General features: G+C 61.7%; 14 protein-coding genes. 9 read left to right on the forward strand and 5 right to left on the reverse strand.

Annotation, left to right across the window (positions count from 1 at the left end; translation table 11 throughout):
• The first annotated feature begins 88 nt into the window (after window positions 1-88).
• Entirely contained in the window at window positions 89-1,240 is a 1,152-nt protein-coding gene (gene fucO / locus E2F51_RS03835; RefSeq protein WP_134822790.1) for a lactaldehyde reductase, read from the forward strand.
• Here the strand turns inward: fucO and E2F51_RS03840 are convergent.
• Window positions 1,212-2,300, reverse strand: a complete 1,089-nt coding sequence (locus E2F51_RS03840) for a LacI family DNA-binding transcriptional regulator (protein ID WP_134822791.1) — start codon at window positions 2,298-2,300, stop codon at window positions 1,212-1,214. The genes fucO and E2F51_RS03840 overlap by 29 nt on opposite strands.
• 201 nt (window positions 2,301-2,501) lie before the next feature.
• Here E2F51_RS03840 and E2F51_RS03845 point away from each other — a divergent pair, with 201 nt between their 5' ends.
• From E2F51_RS03845 to E2F51_RS03860, 4 genes are all read left to right on the forward strand, one after another.
• The gene (locus E2F51_RS03845) at window positions 2,502-3,332 is read left to right on the forward strand and encodes an ABC transporter substrate-binding protein (protein WP_134822792.1); all 831 of its coding nucleotides are present in this window, start codon (window positions 2,502-2,504) and stop codon (window positions 3,330-3,332) included.
• 62 nt (window positions 3,333-3,394) lie between these two features.
• The gene (locus tag E2F51_RS03850; protein ID WP_134822793.1) at window positions 3,395-4,207 is read left to right on the forward strand and encodes an amino acid ABC transporter permease; all 813 of its coding nucleotides are present in this window, start codon (window positions 3,395-3,397) and stop codon (window positions 4,205-4,207) included.
• 1 nt (window position 4,208) lies between these two features.
• Window positions 4,209-4,982 (forward strand): amino acid ABC transporter ATP-binding protein, encoded by a 774-nt coding sequence (locus E2F51_RS03855; protein ID WP_134822794.1) that lies wholly within the window; start codon window positions 4,209-4,211, stop codon window positions 4,980-4,982.
• 57 nt (window positions 4,983-5,039) lie between these two features.
• Window positions 5,040-6,158 (forward strand): FAD-binding oxidoreductase, encoded by a 1,119-nt coding sequence (locus E2F51_RS03860; RefSeq protein ID WP_134822795.1) that lies wholly within the window; start codon window positions 5,040-5,042, stop codon window positions 6,156-6,158.
• Window positions 6,159-6,245: 87 nt separating this feature from the next.
• Here E2F51_RS03860 and E2F51_RS03865 read toward each other — a convergent pair whose 3' ends face one another.
• From E2F51_RS03865 to E2F51_RS03875, 3 genes are read right to left on the reverse strand one after another with little or no spacing between them, the layout of a single operon-like run.
• Window positions 6,246-7,454 (reverse strand): aminotransferase class I/II-fold pyridoxal phosphate-dependent enzyme, encoded by a 1,209-nt coding sequence (locus E2F51_RS03865; RefSeq protein WP_134822796.1) that lies wholly within the window; start codon window positions 7,452-7,454, stop codon window positions 6,246-6,248.
• A gap of 47 nt (window positions 7,455-7,501) precedes the next feature.
• Complete coding sequence (locus tag E2F51_RS03870) at window positions 7,502-8,809, reverse strand: LLM class flavin-dependent oxidoreductase (RefSeq protein WP_209215475.1); 1,308 nt, start codon at window positions 8,807-8,809, stop codon at window positions 7,502-7,504.
• Between the two features lie 54 nt (window positions 8,810-8,863).
• The gene (locus E2F51_RS03875) at window positions 8,864-9,934 is read right to left on the reverse strand and encodes an iron-containing alcohol dehydrogenase family protein (protein ID WP_134822797.1); all 1,071 of its coding nucleotides are present in this window, start codon (window positions 9,932-9,934) and stop codon (window positions 8,864-8,866) included.
• 335 nt (window positions 9,935-10,269) lie between these two features.
• On the opposite strand from E2F51_RS03875, the gene E2F51_RS03880 reads away from it, so the two are divergent.
• The 4 genes from E2F51_RS03880 to E2F51_RS03895 are packed head-to-tail and all read left to right on the forward strand — an operon-like array spanning window position 10,270 to window position 14,454.
• A complete protein-coding gene (locus E2F51_RS03880) occupies window positions 10,270-10,821 on the forward strand; it encodes a GNAT family N-acetyltransferase (protein WP_013203921.1) in 552 nt (183 codons plus the stop codon).
• On the forward strand, window positions 10,818-11,996 hold the full coding sequence (locus E2F51_RS03885; protein ID WP_134822798.1) for an amidohydrolase: 1,179 nt from the start codon (window positions 10,818-10,820) through the stop codon (window positions 11,994-11,996). Before E2F51_RS03880 ends, E2F51_RS03885 begins: the two co-directional genes overlap by 4 nt.
• The gene (locus E2F51_RS03890; protein WP_134822799.1) at window positions 11,993-13,099 is read left to right on the forward strand and encodes an Ldh family oxidoreductase; all 1,107 of its coding nucleotides are present in this window, start codon (window positions 11,993-11,995) and stop codon (window positions 13,097-13,099) included. The genes E2F51_RS03885 and E2F51_RS03890 overlap by 4 nt, the downstream gene beginning before the upstream one ends.
• Window positions 13,100-13,113: 14 nt before the next feature.
• The gene (locus E2F51_RS03895) at window positions 13,114-14,454 is read left to right on the forward strand and encodes an MmgE/PrpD family protein (RefSeq protein WP_134822800.1); all 1,341 of its coding nucleotides are present in this window, start codon (window positions 13,114-13,116) and stop codon (window positions 14,452-14,454) included.
• Between the two features lie 704 nt (window positions 14,455-15,158).
• Here E2F51_RS03895 and E2F51_RS03900 read toward each other — a convergent pair.
• Window positions 15,159-17,501: a molybdopterin-dependent oxidoreductase gene (locus E2F51_RS03900; protein ID WP_134822801.1), complete on the reverse strand. Its 2,343-nt coding sequence runs from the start codon at window positions 17,499-17,501 to the stop codon at window positions 15,159-15,161.
• Between the last annotated feature and the right edge of the window lie 26 nt (window positions 17,502-17,527).

Consider the following 17,527-nt stretch of genomic DNA (forward strand, 5'->3'; position numbering starts at 1 on the left):
CTCCATCAATACCCCACCGGCTATTTCCTGCGCATATTTCCCCCCGACCTCTCGAGTAATAATAAAAACCTTCAAGGCAGGAGCCGATATGCAACACAGAATGGTATTGAATGAAACAGCCTGGTTTGGTGCGGGATCGATCGCGCAAATCGTCAGTGAAGTGAACAAACGCCACTTTACCAAAGCGTTGCTGGTGACCGATAAGGCGCTGATGAAAGCCGGCGTGGTGGAGAAAGTCACCGCGCTGCTCGACCGTCACCATCTGCCCTATATGATTTATGACGAGGTGGTGCCGAACCCGACCATCGGCGTGGTGCAGCAAGGCGTGGAGCTGTTTAAAACCGCCAGCGCTGACTACCTGATCGCCATCGGCGGCGGCTCTCCACAGGACACGGCAAAAGCCATCGGCATCATTATCAATAACCCGGAATTTGCCGACGTGCGCAGCCTTGAAGGCTTCGCCGACACCCGCAACCCGTCAGTACCAATCATTGCTGTTCCCACCACTGCCGGCACCGCTGCCGAAGTCACCATCAACTACGTGATCACCGACGAAGAGAACCGCCGCAAATTCGTCTGCATCGATCCGCACGATATTCCGGTGGTGGCGATTGTCGATGCCGAAATGATGGCCAGTATGCCACCCTCGCTGAAAGCGGCCACCGGCATTGATGCCCTGACCCATGCGATTGAAGGCTTTACCACCAAAGGCGCGTGGGAGTTAACCGATGCGCTGCACCTGAAGGCGATGCAGATTATCAGCCGCTCGCTGCGGGCGTCGGTCGCAGGCGAAGCCCAGGGTGTGGAAGATATGGCGCTGGGACAGTATATCGCCGGCATGGGCTTTTCTAACGTCGGGCTGGGGCTGGTTCACGGCATGGCGCATCCGCTGGGGGCGTTTTACAACGTGCCGCACGGCGTGGCCAACGCCATTATCCTGCCGCACGTGATGGCATGGAATGCCGAATACACCGGCGAAAAATACCGTGATATTGCCCGGGCGATGAACGTCCCAAGAGTTTGCGGCTTGAGCCTGAGCGAAGTGCGGGTGGCGGCGGTCGACGCGGTGAAACAGCTGTCCGCCGACGTCGGCATCCCCGCCAGGCTGCGTGATGTCGGGATGAAAGAGGAAGACATTGCCGCGCTGGCGCAGGCGGCGCTGGACGATGTCTGCACCGGCGGCAACCCGCGCGACGCCACGCTGGCCGATATCACCGAGCTGTATCGCCAGCTGTACTGACCGGACCAACCGACCCCCGGCGGATAAAACAGGGAGTGAAAGTGGGCTGGGAGCCGGCATCATCGCCACGGATTTGTGAAATCACGCGGCGGGCGGCTTCCCGGCCCATCTCATACACCGGCTGCTCAATCACCGACAGCGGCGGCGACACGATTTCCGTCCACGGGAAATTGTCATACATCACAAACGACAAATCCTGCGGGATCCGTAGCCTGCGCAGCGCGAATTCACGCATCAGCGACTGGGCAATCAGGCTGTCTGAGGCAACAATCGCCGACGGCGGCGGGCCATCCTCAAACAGTTCGGCGACAATCTTGCCGATCGCCGCATCATCAATCGCATCGGTTTTAATCATCTCCGGCAGGAAGGTCACGCCCGCCTGCAGAAACGCCCGTTCCATGCCCGCCACACGCTGCGCCACCGGGGTCAGCCCCAAATCCTCCGGCTGCTGATAGCCGCCCTCGCACTGCATGCTGGTGACATAGGCAATCCGCCGGTGTCCCAGTTCCAGCAGCTGCTGCGTGGCTTCCTGTGCCGCAGGCGTAAAGTCCACGCCGATCACCTCCACATCCAGATCGTAAACGCCCCGATCGAACAGCGTCAGCGCACAGCCATCCGCCAGAATCTGCGCCAGATGCGGATTGTCTCCGGCCGCCGAGCTGCAGGGCGCGACGATAATGCCGTCCACGCGCTTATCCAGCATCACCCGCACCGCTTCCTGTTCGATGTCCACCTGCTCATCGCTGTTGCTGAGGATCACATGGTAACCCGCCTGGCGGGCCACGTCGGAGATGCCGCGCAGCGCCAGGCCAAAGTGCGGATTTTCGATATCGCCAACAATCACCCCCAGCGTGTTCGAGCGTCCGGTGTTCATGCTGCGCGCCAGCTCGTTGGGGCGATAGCCTAAGCGACCGGCGGCATCAATCACGCGGGTGGCCACCTCTTCACTCACTGCACCATAGCCGCCCAACGCGCGGGCGGCCTGCGCTTTCGACACGTTCGCTTCGCGTGCCACATCGGCGACGGTCGGGGCTTTGGCCCGTGCTGCTGTTCTGGTCATAATAATTTCGAATCACACCTTGAGGGGATGAAGATTGACGGCATTTACCGGCTGTGTCTACTATCACTATAGCTGACTTGAGACCGGTCTCACAACCATCCTGTCGCCCTTCAGCCACCTGCATTGAGACCGGTCTCATACTAATAAACCGATCCGCTCTCAATAGTCGTTGATGTTATCCACAACAAAAACGGACTGACTATGAAATCGCATAAGCCCCTGATCGCTCTGGCCGCTTCCCTTCTCGCGGCGGTCTCTTTATTCACCAGCGCTGCTTCGGCGGCCAGTAATGACAATCCCTATGGTTTGATTGAGCCCGGCCACCTGCGCGTCGCCAGCCTTGGCGATGCCAAACCCTATACCTTCACCGATGCCAACGGCCAGTTCACCGGCTTCGACGTCGAGTTCTTTACCGACGTGGCGCACCGCATCGGCATCAACAACGTGGACTTTATCGGCCAGGACTTTGCCGGGATTTTGCCGGCGGTGGCGAACGGTCAGTACGACGCGGGCGTGGCGGCGATTGGCATCACCAAAGCGCGCGAGCAGACGGTGGACTTCTCCTCCGGCTATCTGGCGGGTTACCTGACGGTGCTGACCAGCAAAACCTCCGGGGTGAAGAACGTCGATACGCTGGCCAAACACCGGCTGGCGGTGATCCAGGGCACCCTGCAGGAGTCTTATGCGGTCGATCACTTTAAACAGACCGACCTGGTGCGCTTCCCGGATAACAACGCGGCGATCTCGGCGATGAACAACGGCACGGTGGATGCGGTGTTCCTCGATTATGAGTCGGCCAAAACCTACGCCGACCGTTATGACCTGATCCATGCCGCAGACATTCCGTCGTTTGACGCGCCGGCCGGTTTTGCCATCGCCAAAAACAAGCTGGCGTTCAAAACCGCGCTGGATAAAGCGATTAAGTCGGCGATGGAAGATGGCACGTGGAAACGCCTGTATGAGAGATGGTTCCCCGGCTCGCCGATGCCGAAACAGTATCTCCCTGCCGCTGACCAGACCACCCAGTCCTGAAAACGCGCCCCTCTACCCGGCGGCGTGACCTTCGCGCCGCCTAAAGAAAGTGAGTCCTTGCTATGGATATTTTCGAGATCCTGAGGAAAACGTTTTTCGACTTTCCGTCGATGTTACAGGTTCTGCCGCAGCTGCTCGGCACCGGGCTGATCAACACGCTGATCATCTCCCTCTGCGCCACCGTGCTGGGCACCTCAATCGGCCTGCTGCTGGCGCTGATGGGCATTTCGCCGTCCCGCTGGCTGCGCATTCCTGCCCGCCTCTATACCGACCTGTTTCGCGGTTTGCCGTCGATCCTCACCATCCTGCTGATCGGCCAGGGCTTGGCCCGCTTCAGCTATCAGATTTTTGGCCCCAGCCCCTATCCGCTGGGGATTTTCGCCCTGAGCCTGATTGCCAGCGCCTATATGGGCGAGATTTTCCGCGCGGGGATCCCAAGCGTGGAACGCGGACAGCTGGAGGCCTGCCGCGCGCTGGGCATGAGCTACGCCCGTGCCATGAGCCTGATCATCATTCCGCAGGGCATCCGTCGCGTGTTACCGGCGGTGGTGAATCAGTTTATTGCCATCATCAAAGACTCCTCGCTGGTGTATCTGCTTGGGCTGATGGTCAACGAACGCGAGCTGTTCCGCGTCGGCCAGGATGCGGCAGTGCTGACCGGCAACCTGTCACCGCTGATGCTGGCCGGGCTGTTCTACCTGATGATCACCGTGCCGATGACCCATCTGGTGAACTATGCCGATGCCCGTTACCGCACCGGACGCCGCAAAGCGACCGCGCCACAAAGCGGGCTGAAAGAAGTAGACGAAGTGCAGCAACGCAACGCGCTTGCCACCCATCCTGCGTCGCAGCTGACGCCCGACAGAGGACAATAAGATGCTGAAGCAGACTTCCCCGGCAGCGCTGGTCGAGGAGCGCGCGTTTCACGGCGCCAGCCTTGAGCTGCGTGACCTGACGCTGGCCTACGGCGAGATTGAGGTGCTGCGCAAGGTGTCGATCAGCGTCGCACCGGGCACCACCACCTGCATTATTGGCCCGTCCGGCTCGGGAAAATCGACCCTGCTGCGCGGCATCAACCGCCTGCACGAGCCGAAATCCGGCGATGTGTTGCTGGCTGGCCGTTCAGTGTTGAAAGAGAACCCCGACGCGCTGCGGCTGCGCATTGGCATGGTGTTCCAGCACTTCAATCTGTTCCCGGACCACAGCGCCTTGCAGAACGTCGCGCTGGCCCCGTGGAAAATCAAAGGATTGCCGAAAAAGCAGGCCTTTAAGCTGGCGGCTGATCGGCTGAATGAAGTGGGCCTGACCACCCGTGCCGACCACCGCCCACGCGATCTGTCCGGCGGCCAGCAGCAGCGCGTGGCGATTGCCCGGGCGCTGGCGATGGATCCGCAGGTGATGCTGTTTGATGAGGCGACCTCTGCCCTCGATCCCGAGCTGGTGAAAGGGGTGCTGACGCTGATGGCCGACCTGTGCACGCGCGGCATGACCATGGTGGTGGTGACCCATGAAATGGGCTTTGCCCGCAAGGTTGCCGACCAGGTGGTGTTTATGGATGAAGGTGAAATTGTCGAAAGCGGCACGCCGGAGCAGATCTTTGACCGGCCGCAATCGGCCCGTTTGCGCCAGTTTCTTTCGGAAGTGCTGTAACGCCCTGTTGGCCGTTGACCGCCTCTTACTCTGTCTGACTGATAAGGAATTTGTTATATGGCTGTAACCGCTTCAAGCAAGACCGTTGCCGTGATCGGCGGCGGCATTATCGGCGTTTCCATCGCCACCCATTTGCAGCGCTTTGGCGCACAGGTCACGCTGATTACCGAGGCTGAGCCCGCCTCCGGCGCGTCCGGTCGCTCGCTGGCCTGGCTGAATTCTGCGGGTGAGCGCTCGCTTGCCTACCATAATCTGCGCATGGCCGGGATCGACCGCTATCGCACGCTGTTTTCTCAGCAGCCCGACGTCGACTGGCTGCGTTTTGACGGCGGCCTGTGCTGGAGCAAAAACGACGAGGCCGGCAGCCTGGCGCGTCATGCTTATGAAGTGGCCCACGGCTATGCCTCGGTGCTGGTTGGGCCCGACACCGTCGACCGTTTTACGCCGAATATCGCCAGCGGGGCGATGGCCGCCACCGCCATCTTCAATCCCGGCGAGGGCTGGGTCAGCCTGCCGCCGCTGATTAGCCAGCTGCTGGCCGAGTTCAAGGCCGCGGGCGGCAAGCTGGTTGAGCAGGCCGGGAAAGCCACGGTGCAAACCGACAGCGCAGGACGCGCCACCGGCGTGTCCACCCTTGCGGCCGGTGCGTTTTCCGCCGGGGTGGTGGTGGTGGCCTGCGGACCGTATACCCCTGACGTGGTGAAGCCGCTGGGCGTGACCATTCCCAACGGTTCGCCCGTGTCGATGCTGGTAACCAGCGAACCGGTCGATCACGGGCTGAAAGCGGTGCTGAATACGCCACGATCGGCGGTGCGACCCAATCCGGGCAGTACGTTAGTGATGGATCATGACTGGTATGAAGCGCAGTTTACCCAGGATGCCGCAGGCAACTATCAGATCCCGCCGGCGGTGGTCACCGAGCTGATGGCGGAGACGACGAAGCTGCTGGCCGGGCATCCGCCGCTGCAAGCCGCTGGCTGGAAGGCCGGGCTGAAGCCGATCCCGGGCGATGGCGATCCGGTGCTGGGTGAACTGGAAAAAGTGCCGGGCTGCTATGTCGCCTTCACCCATTCAGGCGCCACGCTGGGGCTGATTGTTGGCGAGCTGCTGGCCGGGGAAATTGTCAGTGGGGAAAAACATCCGATGCTGGCGGCGTTCCGCGCAGAGCGGTTTTAAGGGGTCAGGCGTAACCGGATACGAGGTTACGCCCGACTTTATCATGAAGTTACACCCACCGTTGTCGGCAAGGTTACGCCGCGTCGATCACGCCCTGCGCAGCTGCCCGAAGGCGGTCTGGATGCGGCGACCGGCTTCGCGCACTGACTCAAGATCCGTCGCAATCGACAGGCGGAAATACGGCGACAGGCCATAGGCGCTGCCTGCCACCCCGGACACGCCGCTCTCCAGTAAATAGCTCAGCACATCCTCTTCACTTGCCAGCGTGCGGCCATCGGACCGGATGCGACCCAGCACGTCCGCGCAGCGGCACAACACAAAGAAGGCCCCGGCCGGCGAGCTGACGCTGAGGCCATCCACCGTGCTCAGGGCGTCCACCAGGCTGTCGCGACGTTGCTGATAAGCCGCAAGCTGAGGCACCAGAAAATCCAGCCCGCCGTTAAAGGCCGCCACCGCCGCAGCCTGGCTGACCGATCCGGCCCCCGAGCTGTTTTGCGACTGAACCACCGCCATCGCATCGGTCAGGACCTTCGGGCCCGCGCCGAAACCAATGCGCCAGCCGGTCATGGCGTAGGTTTTCGACACCCCGCCCACCAGCAAAATACGATCCTTCAGGTCCGGCGCAACGTTCAGCAGGCTTTGATGCTGGCGGCCATCGAACAGCACGTGCTCATACAACTCATCCAGCAATACCAGCACCTGCGGATGCTGGCGCAGCACCGCCGCCAGCGCCGACAGTTCGGCGGCGTCATACACAGCGCCGCTGGGATTACCCGGCGAGTTCAGCACCAGCCAGCGGGTTTTCGGCCCAATCGCTGCCGCTAACTGCTGCGGTTGCAGCTTAAAGCCCTGCTCCAGCGGGCAATCCAGCAGCACCGGCTCACCGCCGTTAAACTTCACGCTGTCCGGAAAAGTCGGCCAGTAAGGCACCGGCACCAGCACTTCATCCCCGTCATTCAGCGTGGCGGCGAAGGCGTTAAAGATGATCTGCTTGGCGCCGTTGGCGATCACAATCTGGTTGATGTCATACGCCAGCTGATTTTCGCGCAACAGTTTACGCTGCACCGCCTGACGCAGCGCCGGCGTGCCGGGCGTCGGCGTGTAGTTGGTCTCGCCCCGCGCAATCGCCTGGTATGCCGCCTGCTTGATATGTTCAGGCGTATCGAAATCGGGCTCACCCACCGTAAGATCGAGAATATCCACCCCTTCCGCCTGCAGGCGCTGGGTGAGCTGACGGGCGGCAGCATTCGCCGACAGGGAAACGCGCTGAACACGGCGGGACAGGGTAATGGTCATGAAGAGATCTCGCGGTTAAGCCGGAGCGCATCCGGCTGAGAAAAGGATCAGTTGTAGTCGGGCAGCCCGAGGTTTTCGCGCAGGGTGTTGAACTGATACTGCTCGCGGAACAGGCCACGGCGCTGCAACTCCGGCACCACCAGCTCGATAAACAGATCCAGCTGCTCCGGCACGGTGGCAGGCATGATGTTGAAGCCGTCCGCCGCCGACTGCTCGAGCCACTGCTGGAAGTCATCGGCGATATCTTCGGCCGTGCCCACCACCACGCGATGCCCACGGGACCCGGCGGCTACCGCTGCCAGCTCGCGCAGGGTCAGGTTGTCGCGTTTCGCCATCTCGGTAAACAGCCGCACCCGGCTCTGGTTACCCTCGCCTTCCGGCGCATCCGGCACCGGGCCGTCCAGCGGATACTGGCTGAGATCGAGGCCGAAGCGCGCCGACAGCTGGCGCAGGCCATTCTCAATATCCACCAGCGAATTCAGCGCTTTCCAGGTCGCCTGCGCCTCTTCGCGGGTTCTGCCAACAATCGGCATCACGCCCGGCAAAATCAGCAGATGATCCGGATTACGTCCGGCCTCTTTCACCCGCTGCTTCTGGGAGCGATAAAACGCCTGACCTTCTTCCAGGCTGGCGGACGCGGTAAACACCACTTCGGCAGTTTCCGCCGCCAGCGCCTGACCATCCTCCGAGGAACCGGCTTCAATGATCACCGGCCGTCCCTGCGGTGAACGGGAGATATTCAGCGGGCCCTGCACCTGATAATGCTCGCCCTGATGGTTAATCGCCTTGATCTTGTCATCAACAAAATAGCTGCCGCTGGCGGCATCCGGTTGCACCGCGCCCTCTTCCCAGGCTTCCCACAGCTTGAAGGAGACCTCGAGGAATTCGCGCGCTTTGGCATAGCGTTCCGCATGGCCCGGCATATCGTCGCGGCTGAAGTTGCGCGCCACGTCGGTTGAGAACGAGGTCACCACATTCCAGGCCGCCCGGCCACGGCTGATATGGTCAATCGACGAGAAGCTGCGCGCGAGGGTAAAGGGATCGCTGAAGGTGGTGGAGGCGGTGGCCGCCAGGCCGATATGTTTGGTTGAGACCGCCAGCGCCGACAGTAACGTCAGCGGCTCAAGGCGCGCCATGGGGGATGGCAGGCGGTGCACGCTGGTAGCCAGCGCATCACCGACGAAAAACATATCGAACAGGCCGGCTTCGGCCTTCTGCGCAATCTGGATCAGCCAGTCGATATCGGTCGGCGAACCCAGCTGGCGGGTCAGACGCCAGCCGCTGACGTGCTGTCCCAACGGCTGAACAAACAAACCCAGGCGAAGCTGGCGGGGTGAAGACGGAGTCGGTTGCATAATCAGTCCTGGAATAATAAAGCGCACGCCAACACGGCCTGCGTCTGAAAAGGGTTAGCCAATTTCGGTCGCCAGCAAGGCTTTTTCCAGCGTGGCCGGGGAAATCTCAAACGGCAGACGCGCGGCGCTGGCGGGCGAAAATTTCACTTCGCGGGCGATGCGTTGGATCGCCTCTGTGCGGTTGCCGATCAGCGGTGCCAGGGTTAACGGCGCATCGTACTGCCGCAGCAGTGCCAGCAATCCGGCGTCGGGCTGGCCATCCGGCTGCTGCATTCGCGACTGCACCAGCAGGCTGAAGCCGACTTTCTCACCGTGCAGCCAGTCGTGCAGCTCGGGCTGATGCGTCAGACGGTTGTGAATGGCGTGGGCAAAACCCGGCGTCGGATCGGCATCGCGAATGCTGTTGGCCATACCGGCTAACACAATGCAGCCTTCAATGACTTTCTCCAGCGCGGGCGTAACCTGGCCCTGCTGGTTATCCCGCACCGCCTGCTCGCCCCATTGTGCGAACACTTCTACCGCCTGACGGGCCATCAGCGCCTTCAAATTCAGCGCCAGGTTGTCCGGGTTATGCCGCTGATAGGGCTGAAATTCATACCACTTGGCCAGCGCATCGACGATGCCCGCTTTCAGGAAACGCACGTCGCTGCGGGCAATGATCTCGCTGTCCACCAGCACCAGCTCGGGCATCTGGCTTAACGGCTGGCTGCGCTGATGGGCACCGCTGGCGGTATAGAGAATGCTGATCGGTGACCAGGCGGCGCAGGTGGCGGCCAGCGTTGGCAGGGTGACAATCTTCACCTCGTCCAGCGCGTTACCGACGGCTTTCGCCGTATCCAGCACGCGACCGCCGCCGATGCCCAGCACCAGCGTGCTGCCGTGCGCCTGCATCTCCGCCGTCAAATCCGCGATTGCCACCTCCGTACATTCAGTGGTGAGCATCGCCAGCTGATAGCGGATGCCGGCGGCGGCCAGGCTGTTTTCCAGTTCCGGGTTAACGGCCTGCCAGGCTGCCGGGCTGGAAATAATGAAAATCCTGTTCGCCAGCGGGGAAATTAATTCACCCACCCGCGCGCGAATACCGGGAAGTTGCGAATACTGTTTAGGGGATTTTATTGAAAACACGCTGTGACCTTTTAATTTATTCTGCGTGGAACCGGGCGAACTTTTTCCCTGAAACGTTTTACCTGAAACGGGCTGACTGCTGAGAAAGTGGTTGTCTGCCTTGCTACCCGCGGCGCTTCATTCATCATGCTACAAAGAAAAGTGCAGAAGCAATCAGGCATTCCCGATCCTTTACGACAAATTCGCAAGAGCTTATGCAAATAAAAGCTATAGGGATAAATAGCTTGCTGTGCGAAATTTAAAGACGGCATGATTATTCTCAACGCTTGCGAAACAGCATGACGAATAATAAAGAACGGCACTGAATTTTTTTATTTCCAGTCAGGGAGCACCGCATGAATCTGCATTTCCGCCAGCTGACGCTGGACGATCGTCACGCCTATCTGACCCTGATGCTGGCCGCGTATGCCCCCATCCGCGCGCTGGGGATCCACTTTGATGCCGCCACCGCCGACCTGGATCGGGTCACCCGCCACCTGCAACAGCATGCGGTGTATGGCCTGTTTGCCGACGACCGGCTGGCCAGTTCGCTGACCCTGCGTTTTCCCTGGGGACCGCTGCCCGGCCCGTTCGGCCTGCCGCATATCGGCTGGTTCGGCACCGACCCGGCGTATAAGGGTCAGCAGCTGGGCCGCGCTATGCTGGACTGGGTGGAGACGCATATTCTGCGGGCGCAGCTAAAAGCCCCGGCCGTTTCGCTCGGCACCGCCGTCAGCCATCCCTGGCTGAAAGAGATGTACCTGAACCGCGGTTTTGTCGCCATGCACCAGACCGATTTGGGCAAAGGACATATCACGCTGTATATGAAGAAAATTCTCGATGAGGCCGCCCATCAGCAGTGGCTGGAGAAATCCGCCTCATCGACGACCCGTCAGGATAAACCATGAATATCAGTGAAAAGCACCAGCCTCTGGCCGCGCAGCTGCAGGCCTTTCGTCACGAATTGCATCGCCATCCTGAGCTGTCTAATCAGGAGTTTGAGACCACCGCCCGCCTGAGAGCGGCGCTGGAAGAACATCAGATCCGCATTCTGGATCTGCCGCTGCCGACCGGTCTGGTGGCCGAAGTCGGCCACGGTGACGGCCCGCTGATCGTGCTGCGTTCCGATATTGATGCCCTGCCGATTGAGGAAAAATCGGGGGTGGAATACCTCTCGCAAAATCCTGGCGTGATGCATGCCTGCGGTCATGATTTTCATGCCTCGGCCGCCCTGGGTGCCGCCATTTTGCTGAAAAAAATTGAAGCCACTCTGCCGGGACGGGTCCGCATCCTGTTCCAGGCCGCAGAAGAGACCGGCATGGGCGCGCCGGCGCTGCTGGCAACCGGCGCACTGGATCAGGCAAAAGCGATCTTTGGTATTCATAACGATCCGTCGCTGCCGGTGGGGGTGATTGGCAGCAAAGGCGGCGCGCTCACCGCAGGCGTCGATCGTTTCACCCTGACCATTACCGGCACCGGCAGCCACGCGGCTAAGCCGCACGAAGGCAACGATCCGATCGTCATCGCCGGACAGCTGATCGGCACGCTACAGACGGTGATCAGCCGTAATCTGTCGTCGGCGGAGAATGCGGTGGTGTCGATCACCCAGATCCACAGCGGCACCACCTGGAACGTTATCCCGGACAGCGCCTGGCTGGAGGGCACCGTGCGCACCTTTAGCGCCGGGGCCCGCGAGAAGATTGAGCAGCGTTTTCGTCAGGTGGCGCAGGGACTGAGCGAGACCTATGCTGCGCGCATTGAGCTGGACTGGCATGCCGGCCCGCCGTCGGTAGTTAACGATCCGGCCTGGGCTGAATTTGCGCTGGCGCAGGCGCCGCTGGCCGGTTTTGCGGCCAGAGTGGTCGAGGCCAGCCCGATCGGCGAGGACTTCGCCTTCTATCAGCAGCAGATCCCCGGTGCCTTTGTGATGGTGGGATCCGGCGGGCCGTTCGCTCTGCATCATCCCGAATTCCGCGTTGACGATCGTGCGCTGTTCCCCACCGCCGATTATCTGGCGACGCTTGCGGTCAACGCGCTGGAAAAACTCAGCCAGGAAACGCCCGCATCAGGAGCATCGCGATGAATCAGGCGGTGACCCTGCCCGCTGCGCTGCTGATGCGCCAGGCGGAAACCATCCTGACCGGCTGGGGAATGCCGGAGGATATCGCGGTGCAAACCGCCGAACTGATGGTGGAAACCGATCTGTTTGGCGTCGATTCCCACGGCATCTCGATGCTGCCGCATTACGATAAATTATTGCAGGCCGGACTGTGGAACCCGGCCGGACGGGCGAAAATTATCAGGGAAACTCCGGCAACGGCGGTGATCGACGGTTGCCATTCGCTGGGTCACGCCACGGCGTTACTGGCGATCCAGACCGCCGTGGCGAAAAGCGAGCTGTCCGGCATGGGCAGCGTGGTGGTGCGTCACTCCAATCATTTTGGCGCCGCCGGGCTGTATGCCCGTTACGCGGCGGCCAGAGGCAAGATTGCGCTGATCACCAGCACCACCCGCAGCAGAATGCTGGTGCCCAGCCGCGCACAGGTGCCGGTGCTGGGCACCAATCCCCTCGCCTTTGCCGCACCCGCTGAGCGAAACGCCGATTTCGTGCTGGATATGGCCACCACGACCGTGGCGGCCAACAAGGTCAAGGTATATGACTTTACCGGTCAGGCGTTGCCGCCGGGCTGGGTCAGCGATGAACACGGCGAGGCCGTCACCGACAGCGCGCTGGGCATGGAGTACGTTTTCCAGCGCCCGCCTGGCGGCCTGACGCCGCTGGGCGGTCTGGAAGAGACCGGCGGCCACAAGGGTTATGGCCTGGCGATGCTGGCGCAAATTCTGGCGGGCCCGCTGGCCGGTGCCTCCTTTGCCGCCACGCGTCCGGCAGGCGGCATGCCGGATATCGGCCACTTTTTCCTGGTCATCGATCCTGCGGCGTTTGGCGATCCGTCCGACTTCCGTCAGGGCCTCGACCACATTATTGATACGCTGCATGACACGCCGCCCGCCGATGCCAGTAAGCCGGTGCTGGTCGCCGGTGACATTGAAAACCAGACGCATCAGCAGCGCAGCCTGAGCGGCATCCCGCTGCCCGCCGCGCTGATCGCCCAACTTCAGGCACTTTGTCAGCGCAGCGGCTTTACCGATTTACTCGCTGCGCATCTTCCGCCGTCATCGTCATGAATCCCGGAGAGCCAATGGCCATTACCCCACCGCTAGCCAGAATGATTGTCCGCAGTCAGCCGGACAGCGCCGCGCGTGAGCAGGCCAGAGCGGGCCTGCTGGATTATGTGGCGGTGACGCTGCCGGTGCTGCGTGGCGACGTCAAAGACAGTGGCCTGAGTGCGCTGCGCAGCGTCAGTCAGGCGCAGGATGCGCAGACGCGTGCCCTGCTGCTTGGCTATGCCGGCCACGCGCTGGATTACGATGATTTCCACCCTGATTTTCGCGGCCATCCCAGCACGGTGATCCTGCCGGCGCTGCTGGCGCTGGCGGCAGACGTTCAGCCCGACGCCGACGCGCTGCTGGATGCCTATGTAATTGGCGTCGAGGTGGCGGGAAGGCTGGGGCTGGCGGCGACGCAGCGTCACTACCAGTCCGGTTTCCACAGTACCGCCACGCTGGGCACGCTGGCGGCCGCCGCGGCGGTTGCACGCCTGTTGAAGGCCGATGAACATCAGGCGGCGGTGATCCTCGGCATCGCCACCACCCAGGCCAGCGGGCTGCGTGCCCAGTTTGGCTCCGCCACCAAGCCGCTGCATGCCGGGCTGGCGGCGCAGAGTGCGGTGCTTGCCGGACGGTTGACGCTGGCTGGCTTTGGCGGGCAGCCGCAGGGCGTGATCGAGGCGTTCTTACTCGCCTGCTGCGGCGAGCACAGCGATGCGACAAAGCTGGTTGAGCACTGGGGCACGCCATGGCGCATCCAGTCGCCAGGTCTGGAGTTCAAGCCCTATGCCACCTGCGGAGGCACCCATACCGCCGCAGACGTGGCGCGCCGCCTGCGTCAGCAGGTGCTGCCACGGTTTCAGGGCAATGTGGAGGCGATGGACGCCGCCATCAGCCGCATTGAGGTGGCTTTCCCACCGGGCGGTGACATTGCCGCGTCGGTCACGCAGCCGAAAAATGGCATCGAGGCGCGCTTCAGCCTGGAATACGTGATTGCTTCCAGCCTGTTATTTGACGGCGTGGCGCTGGAGGATGTGGCGGAAGGACCGGTGAATCCGGTGATCGCCAGTCTGGCAGATCGCGTGCAGCGCTGTCCCGATTTCTCCGCTCCGCCGGATGAACTGGATCCGGCCGCGCGATTCCATAAGGTGACGATCTGGTTTACTGACGCCGAGCCGTTAAGCTGCCGCATGACGCGCAGCGAAAGCCTGGCAACGCCGGTCGATTTGCAGGCGAAATTACGCAGTTGCCTGGGCGCCGCATCTCAGGACGAGGCCGAGGAAATTGCCTCGCTGTGCCAACTGGCCACGCCAGATTCCCTCCCCAGGTTAACGGCGATGCTGACCGCGGCGCTGTATTCCGCCACCCTGTAAAGTTGGCGTCGTTGATAGGTTTGGCGGATGCACAGGTCAAAAGCGGCTTCGGTGGTACGGCGTCAGCATAGTGGTCACACAGGTCAAAAGCGGCTTCGGTGGTACGGCGTCAGCATAGTGCGCATTTTCCGGTACGCCGTAAATCCATCCCTGGAGGACTTCAGGTCAAAACCCGCTTCGGTGGTTTGGCGTCAGCATAGAGCGCATTATCCGGGACGCCGTGAATCCATCCCTGGAGGCTTGGCTGCGGCATCCCTGCCGCAGACACCCGGCTAATGCGCACCATGCCGCCACCCAATAGCATTAGCGTCTTGGGTGGTACGGTGGTCACACAGGTCAAAATCAAATCAAGTTTGGTCAATGCATAGAGTGAAGTCAGCGGGTTTTGACCTGTGTGTCCACAATTGATCATCCATTATTGAAGCCTGAGGGGAAGGGAGAGAGGGGGGAAAAGCAAAGCATCGGCGACAGGGATGTCGCCGCTGAGCCCCCAGGGATGGGTTTACGGCGTCTTTGTGCTCCCCCCTCTCTCCCTGAGCAATACACCGAAACATCCAGACGACGTCCCTAACATCCCTGACCCTGCCACCCCAACGTCCAGACGACTTACCTAACATCCCTAACATCCCTTACATCCCCAACTTTCCCGACTTCCCTGACTTTCCCGACCTTCCTGATAATAGCGAAAACGTTCCTCGCAGGCTTTACGCTCCAGGCGCCACATCGCCAGCCGCTGCCGACGCTTGAGGCGGGTTGCGGCTAATCACCGGCGGTTCGAACGCCCTTACGGCCGGCGGCTCACCCGTAAACCTGCGGATCTGCACCACGGTTATTTGCCCGGTGCAGCCCTGGCTCAGGCCTGAGGTGCCGATATCCAGCGTCAGCACGTTGGGATTGCCGTGACGACAGGTCGGCTGCTCCGCTAACGGATCGACCGGATCGTACCAGGCGCCGGTCGGCAACTGCACCACGCCGGTTCTGACCTTCTCGCTCAGCGTTACGCTGGCCAGCACCGTGCCACGCGGGTTGGTGATTTCCACCACGTCACCCTCGGCAATGCCCTGCTGCTGCGCATCCCGCGGATGCATGCTGCACACCTCACGCCCACCGCGCTTCTGGCTGACGCTGAAGCGGCCAAAATCCAGCTGGCTGTGCAGACGGGAGGCGGGCTGATTGGCAATCAGATAGAACGGGTACTGCTCGTCTGGCTGCTGCAGCGGCGTCAGCCATACCGGATGCCCCGGACAGTCCGCATTGTCGAAACTGGCCAGCGTGGCGGAATAAATTTCGATTTTTCCGCTCGGCGTCGGCAACGGATGCTGCTGCGGATCCCGGCGGAAGTGACGCAGCAGCCTGCCCGCGTCGTCACTCTGCGGCAGCTCGAGGATCCCCTGCTGCCAGAAGGTGGCGAAATCCGGCACGCTGACGCCCTGCTGCTGCAGTTTTTCCTGCATTTGCTGATAAAGATGCGCCTGCCATGCGCGCGCGCTGCGCCCTTCGGTAAAGGCCTGCTCGCTGCCCAGCCGCCGCGACAGCTCGCTGAAAATACTGTAATCATCTTTCGCTTCGCCATAGGGCGCGGCCACCTGCTGCATGGCGATCAAATGCCGGTCGGTCGGTGCGCCGCCAACGTCTTCACGCTCAAGGGTCATGGTCGCGGGCAGCACCAGATCGGCATGACGGGCGGTCGACGTCCAGGCCACCTCATGCACAATCAGCGTGTCCAGCGTCGCGAACGCCTTGCGCAATCGGGCGAGATCCTGATGGTGATGAAACGGATTTCCACCCGCCCACCAGGCAAGTTTGATGGTGGGATAGGTCAGCGTGCGGCCGTTATAGCGAAACTTTTCGCCCGGATGCAGCAGCATATCGGAGATGCGCGCCACCGGGATCAGCCGGTCGATGCCGTTTTTGCCCTGCGGCAGCGCGGGAAAGGCCACCCGGTTATGCTGCTTGCCATAATGGCCCAACGCGCCAAGCGCATAGGAATAGCCGCCGCCCGGCAACCCCGGCTGGCCCAATGCGGCCGCCAGCACCAGCCCTAACCACACCGGCTGTTCGCCATGCTGCGCGCGTTGCAACGCATGCGCCACGCTAACAATCACCCGCTTACCGTGCAGCTGTTCTGCCAGCGCCTCGATGCGTTCAGCGGGAATGCCACAAATCTCTGCGGCCCAGGCGGCATCACGAAGCTGACCGTCCTGCTCGCCGTTCAGGTAGGCCACCAGCTGCGGCCAGCCGACGCAGTAGTCCGCCAGAAAGGCTTCATCACTCCACTGCCGCTGCTTAAGGATCTGCAACAGCGCAAGGATCAGTGCCGAGTCGGTGCCGGGATAAATGGCAAGCCACTCGCCCTGGGCTTCGTCAGGCAGATCGCTGGCCAACGGACTGACCGAGATAAAGCGCGCGCCGCGACGGGCCGCCTGCTGAATAAAGCCGCGTTCGGTATGCTCGCTAAGGCCGCCGCTGGCCACCTGCGAGTTTTTCAACGCCAGGCCGCCAAACGACAGCACCACCTCACTGTGTTCGGCAATTTCCTGCCAGCTGACGCCACGGCGGGCAATCTCGTTCATGTCGCCCACGATATGCGGCAGGATCACCGACGCCGCGCCCGAACTGTAGCTGTTAACCGAACGGACGTAGCCGCCAATGCTGGTGTTAAGAAAACGATGCACCTGACTTTGCGCATGATGGAAACGCCCGGCGCTCGACCAGCCGTAGGAGCCGCCAAACACCGCTTCCGGGCCTGCCAGCTCGGCTACCCGCTTCAGTTCAGCGGCGGCCAGGCTGTAGGCCTGCTCCCAGCTGATGGCGATGTAGTCATCCGCCCCACGCCGGTCGTCAGGGCCTGGCCCATCCTCCAGCCAGCCGCGACGCACCATCGGCGTTGCCAGCCGCACCGGATGACGCAGGACATTCTCAAAATTCTGGAGCAGCGGGCTGGGATCGGGATCGCCGCTGAACGGGGTGATGTGCAAGGTGCCGTTGTCGTTGAGGGCGCTGAACGCCCCCCAGTGCGAGCTATGCATAGCGCGGGTAGCGGTCATGGTGTTTCCCGGTTAAAACGCGACGG

The organism is Erwinia sp. QL-Z3 (genome assembly GCF_004551645.1).
Taxonomy (GTDB): domain Bacteria; phylum Pseudomonadota; class Gammaproteobacteria; order Enterobacterales; family Enterobacteriaceae; genus Erwinia; species Erwinia billingiae.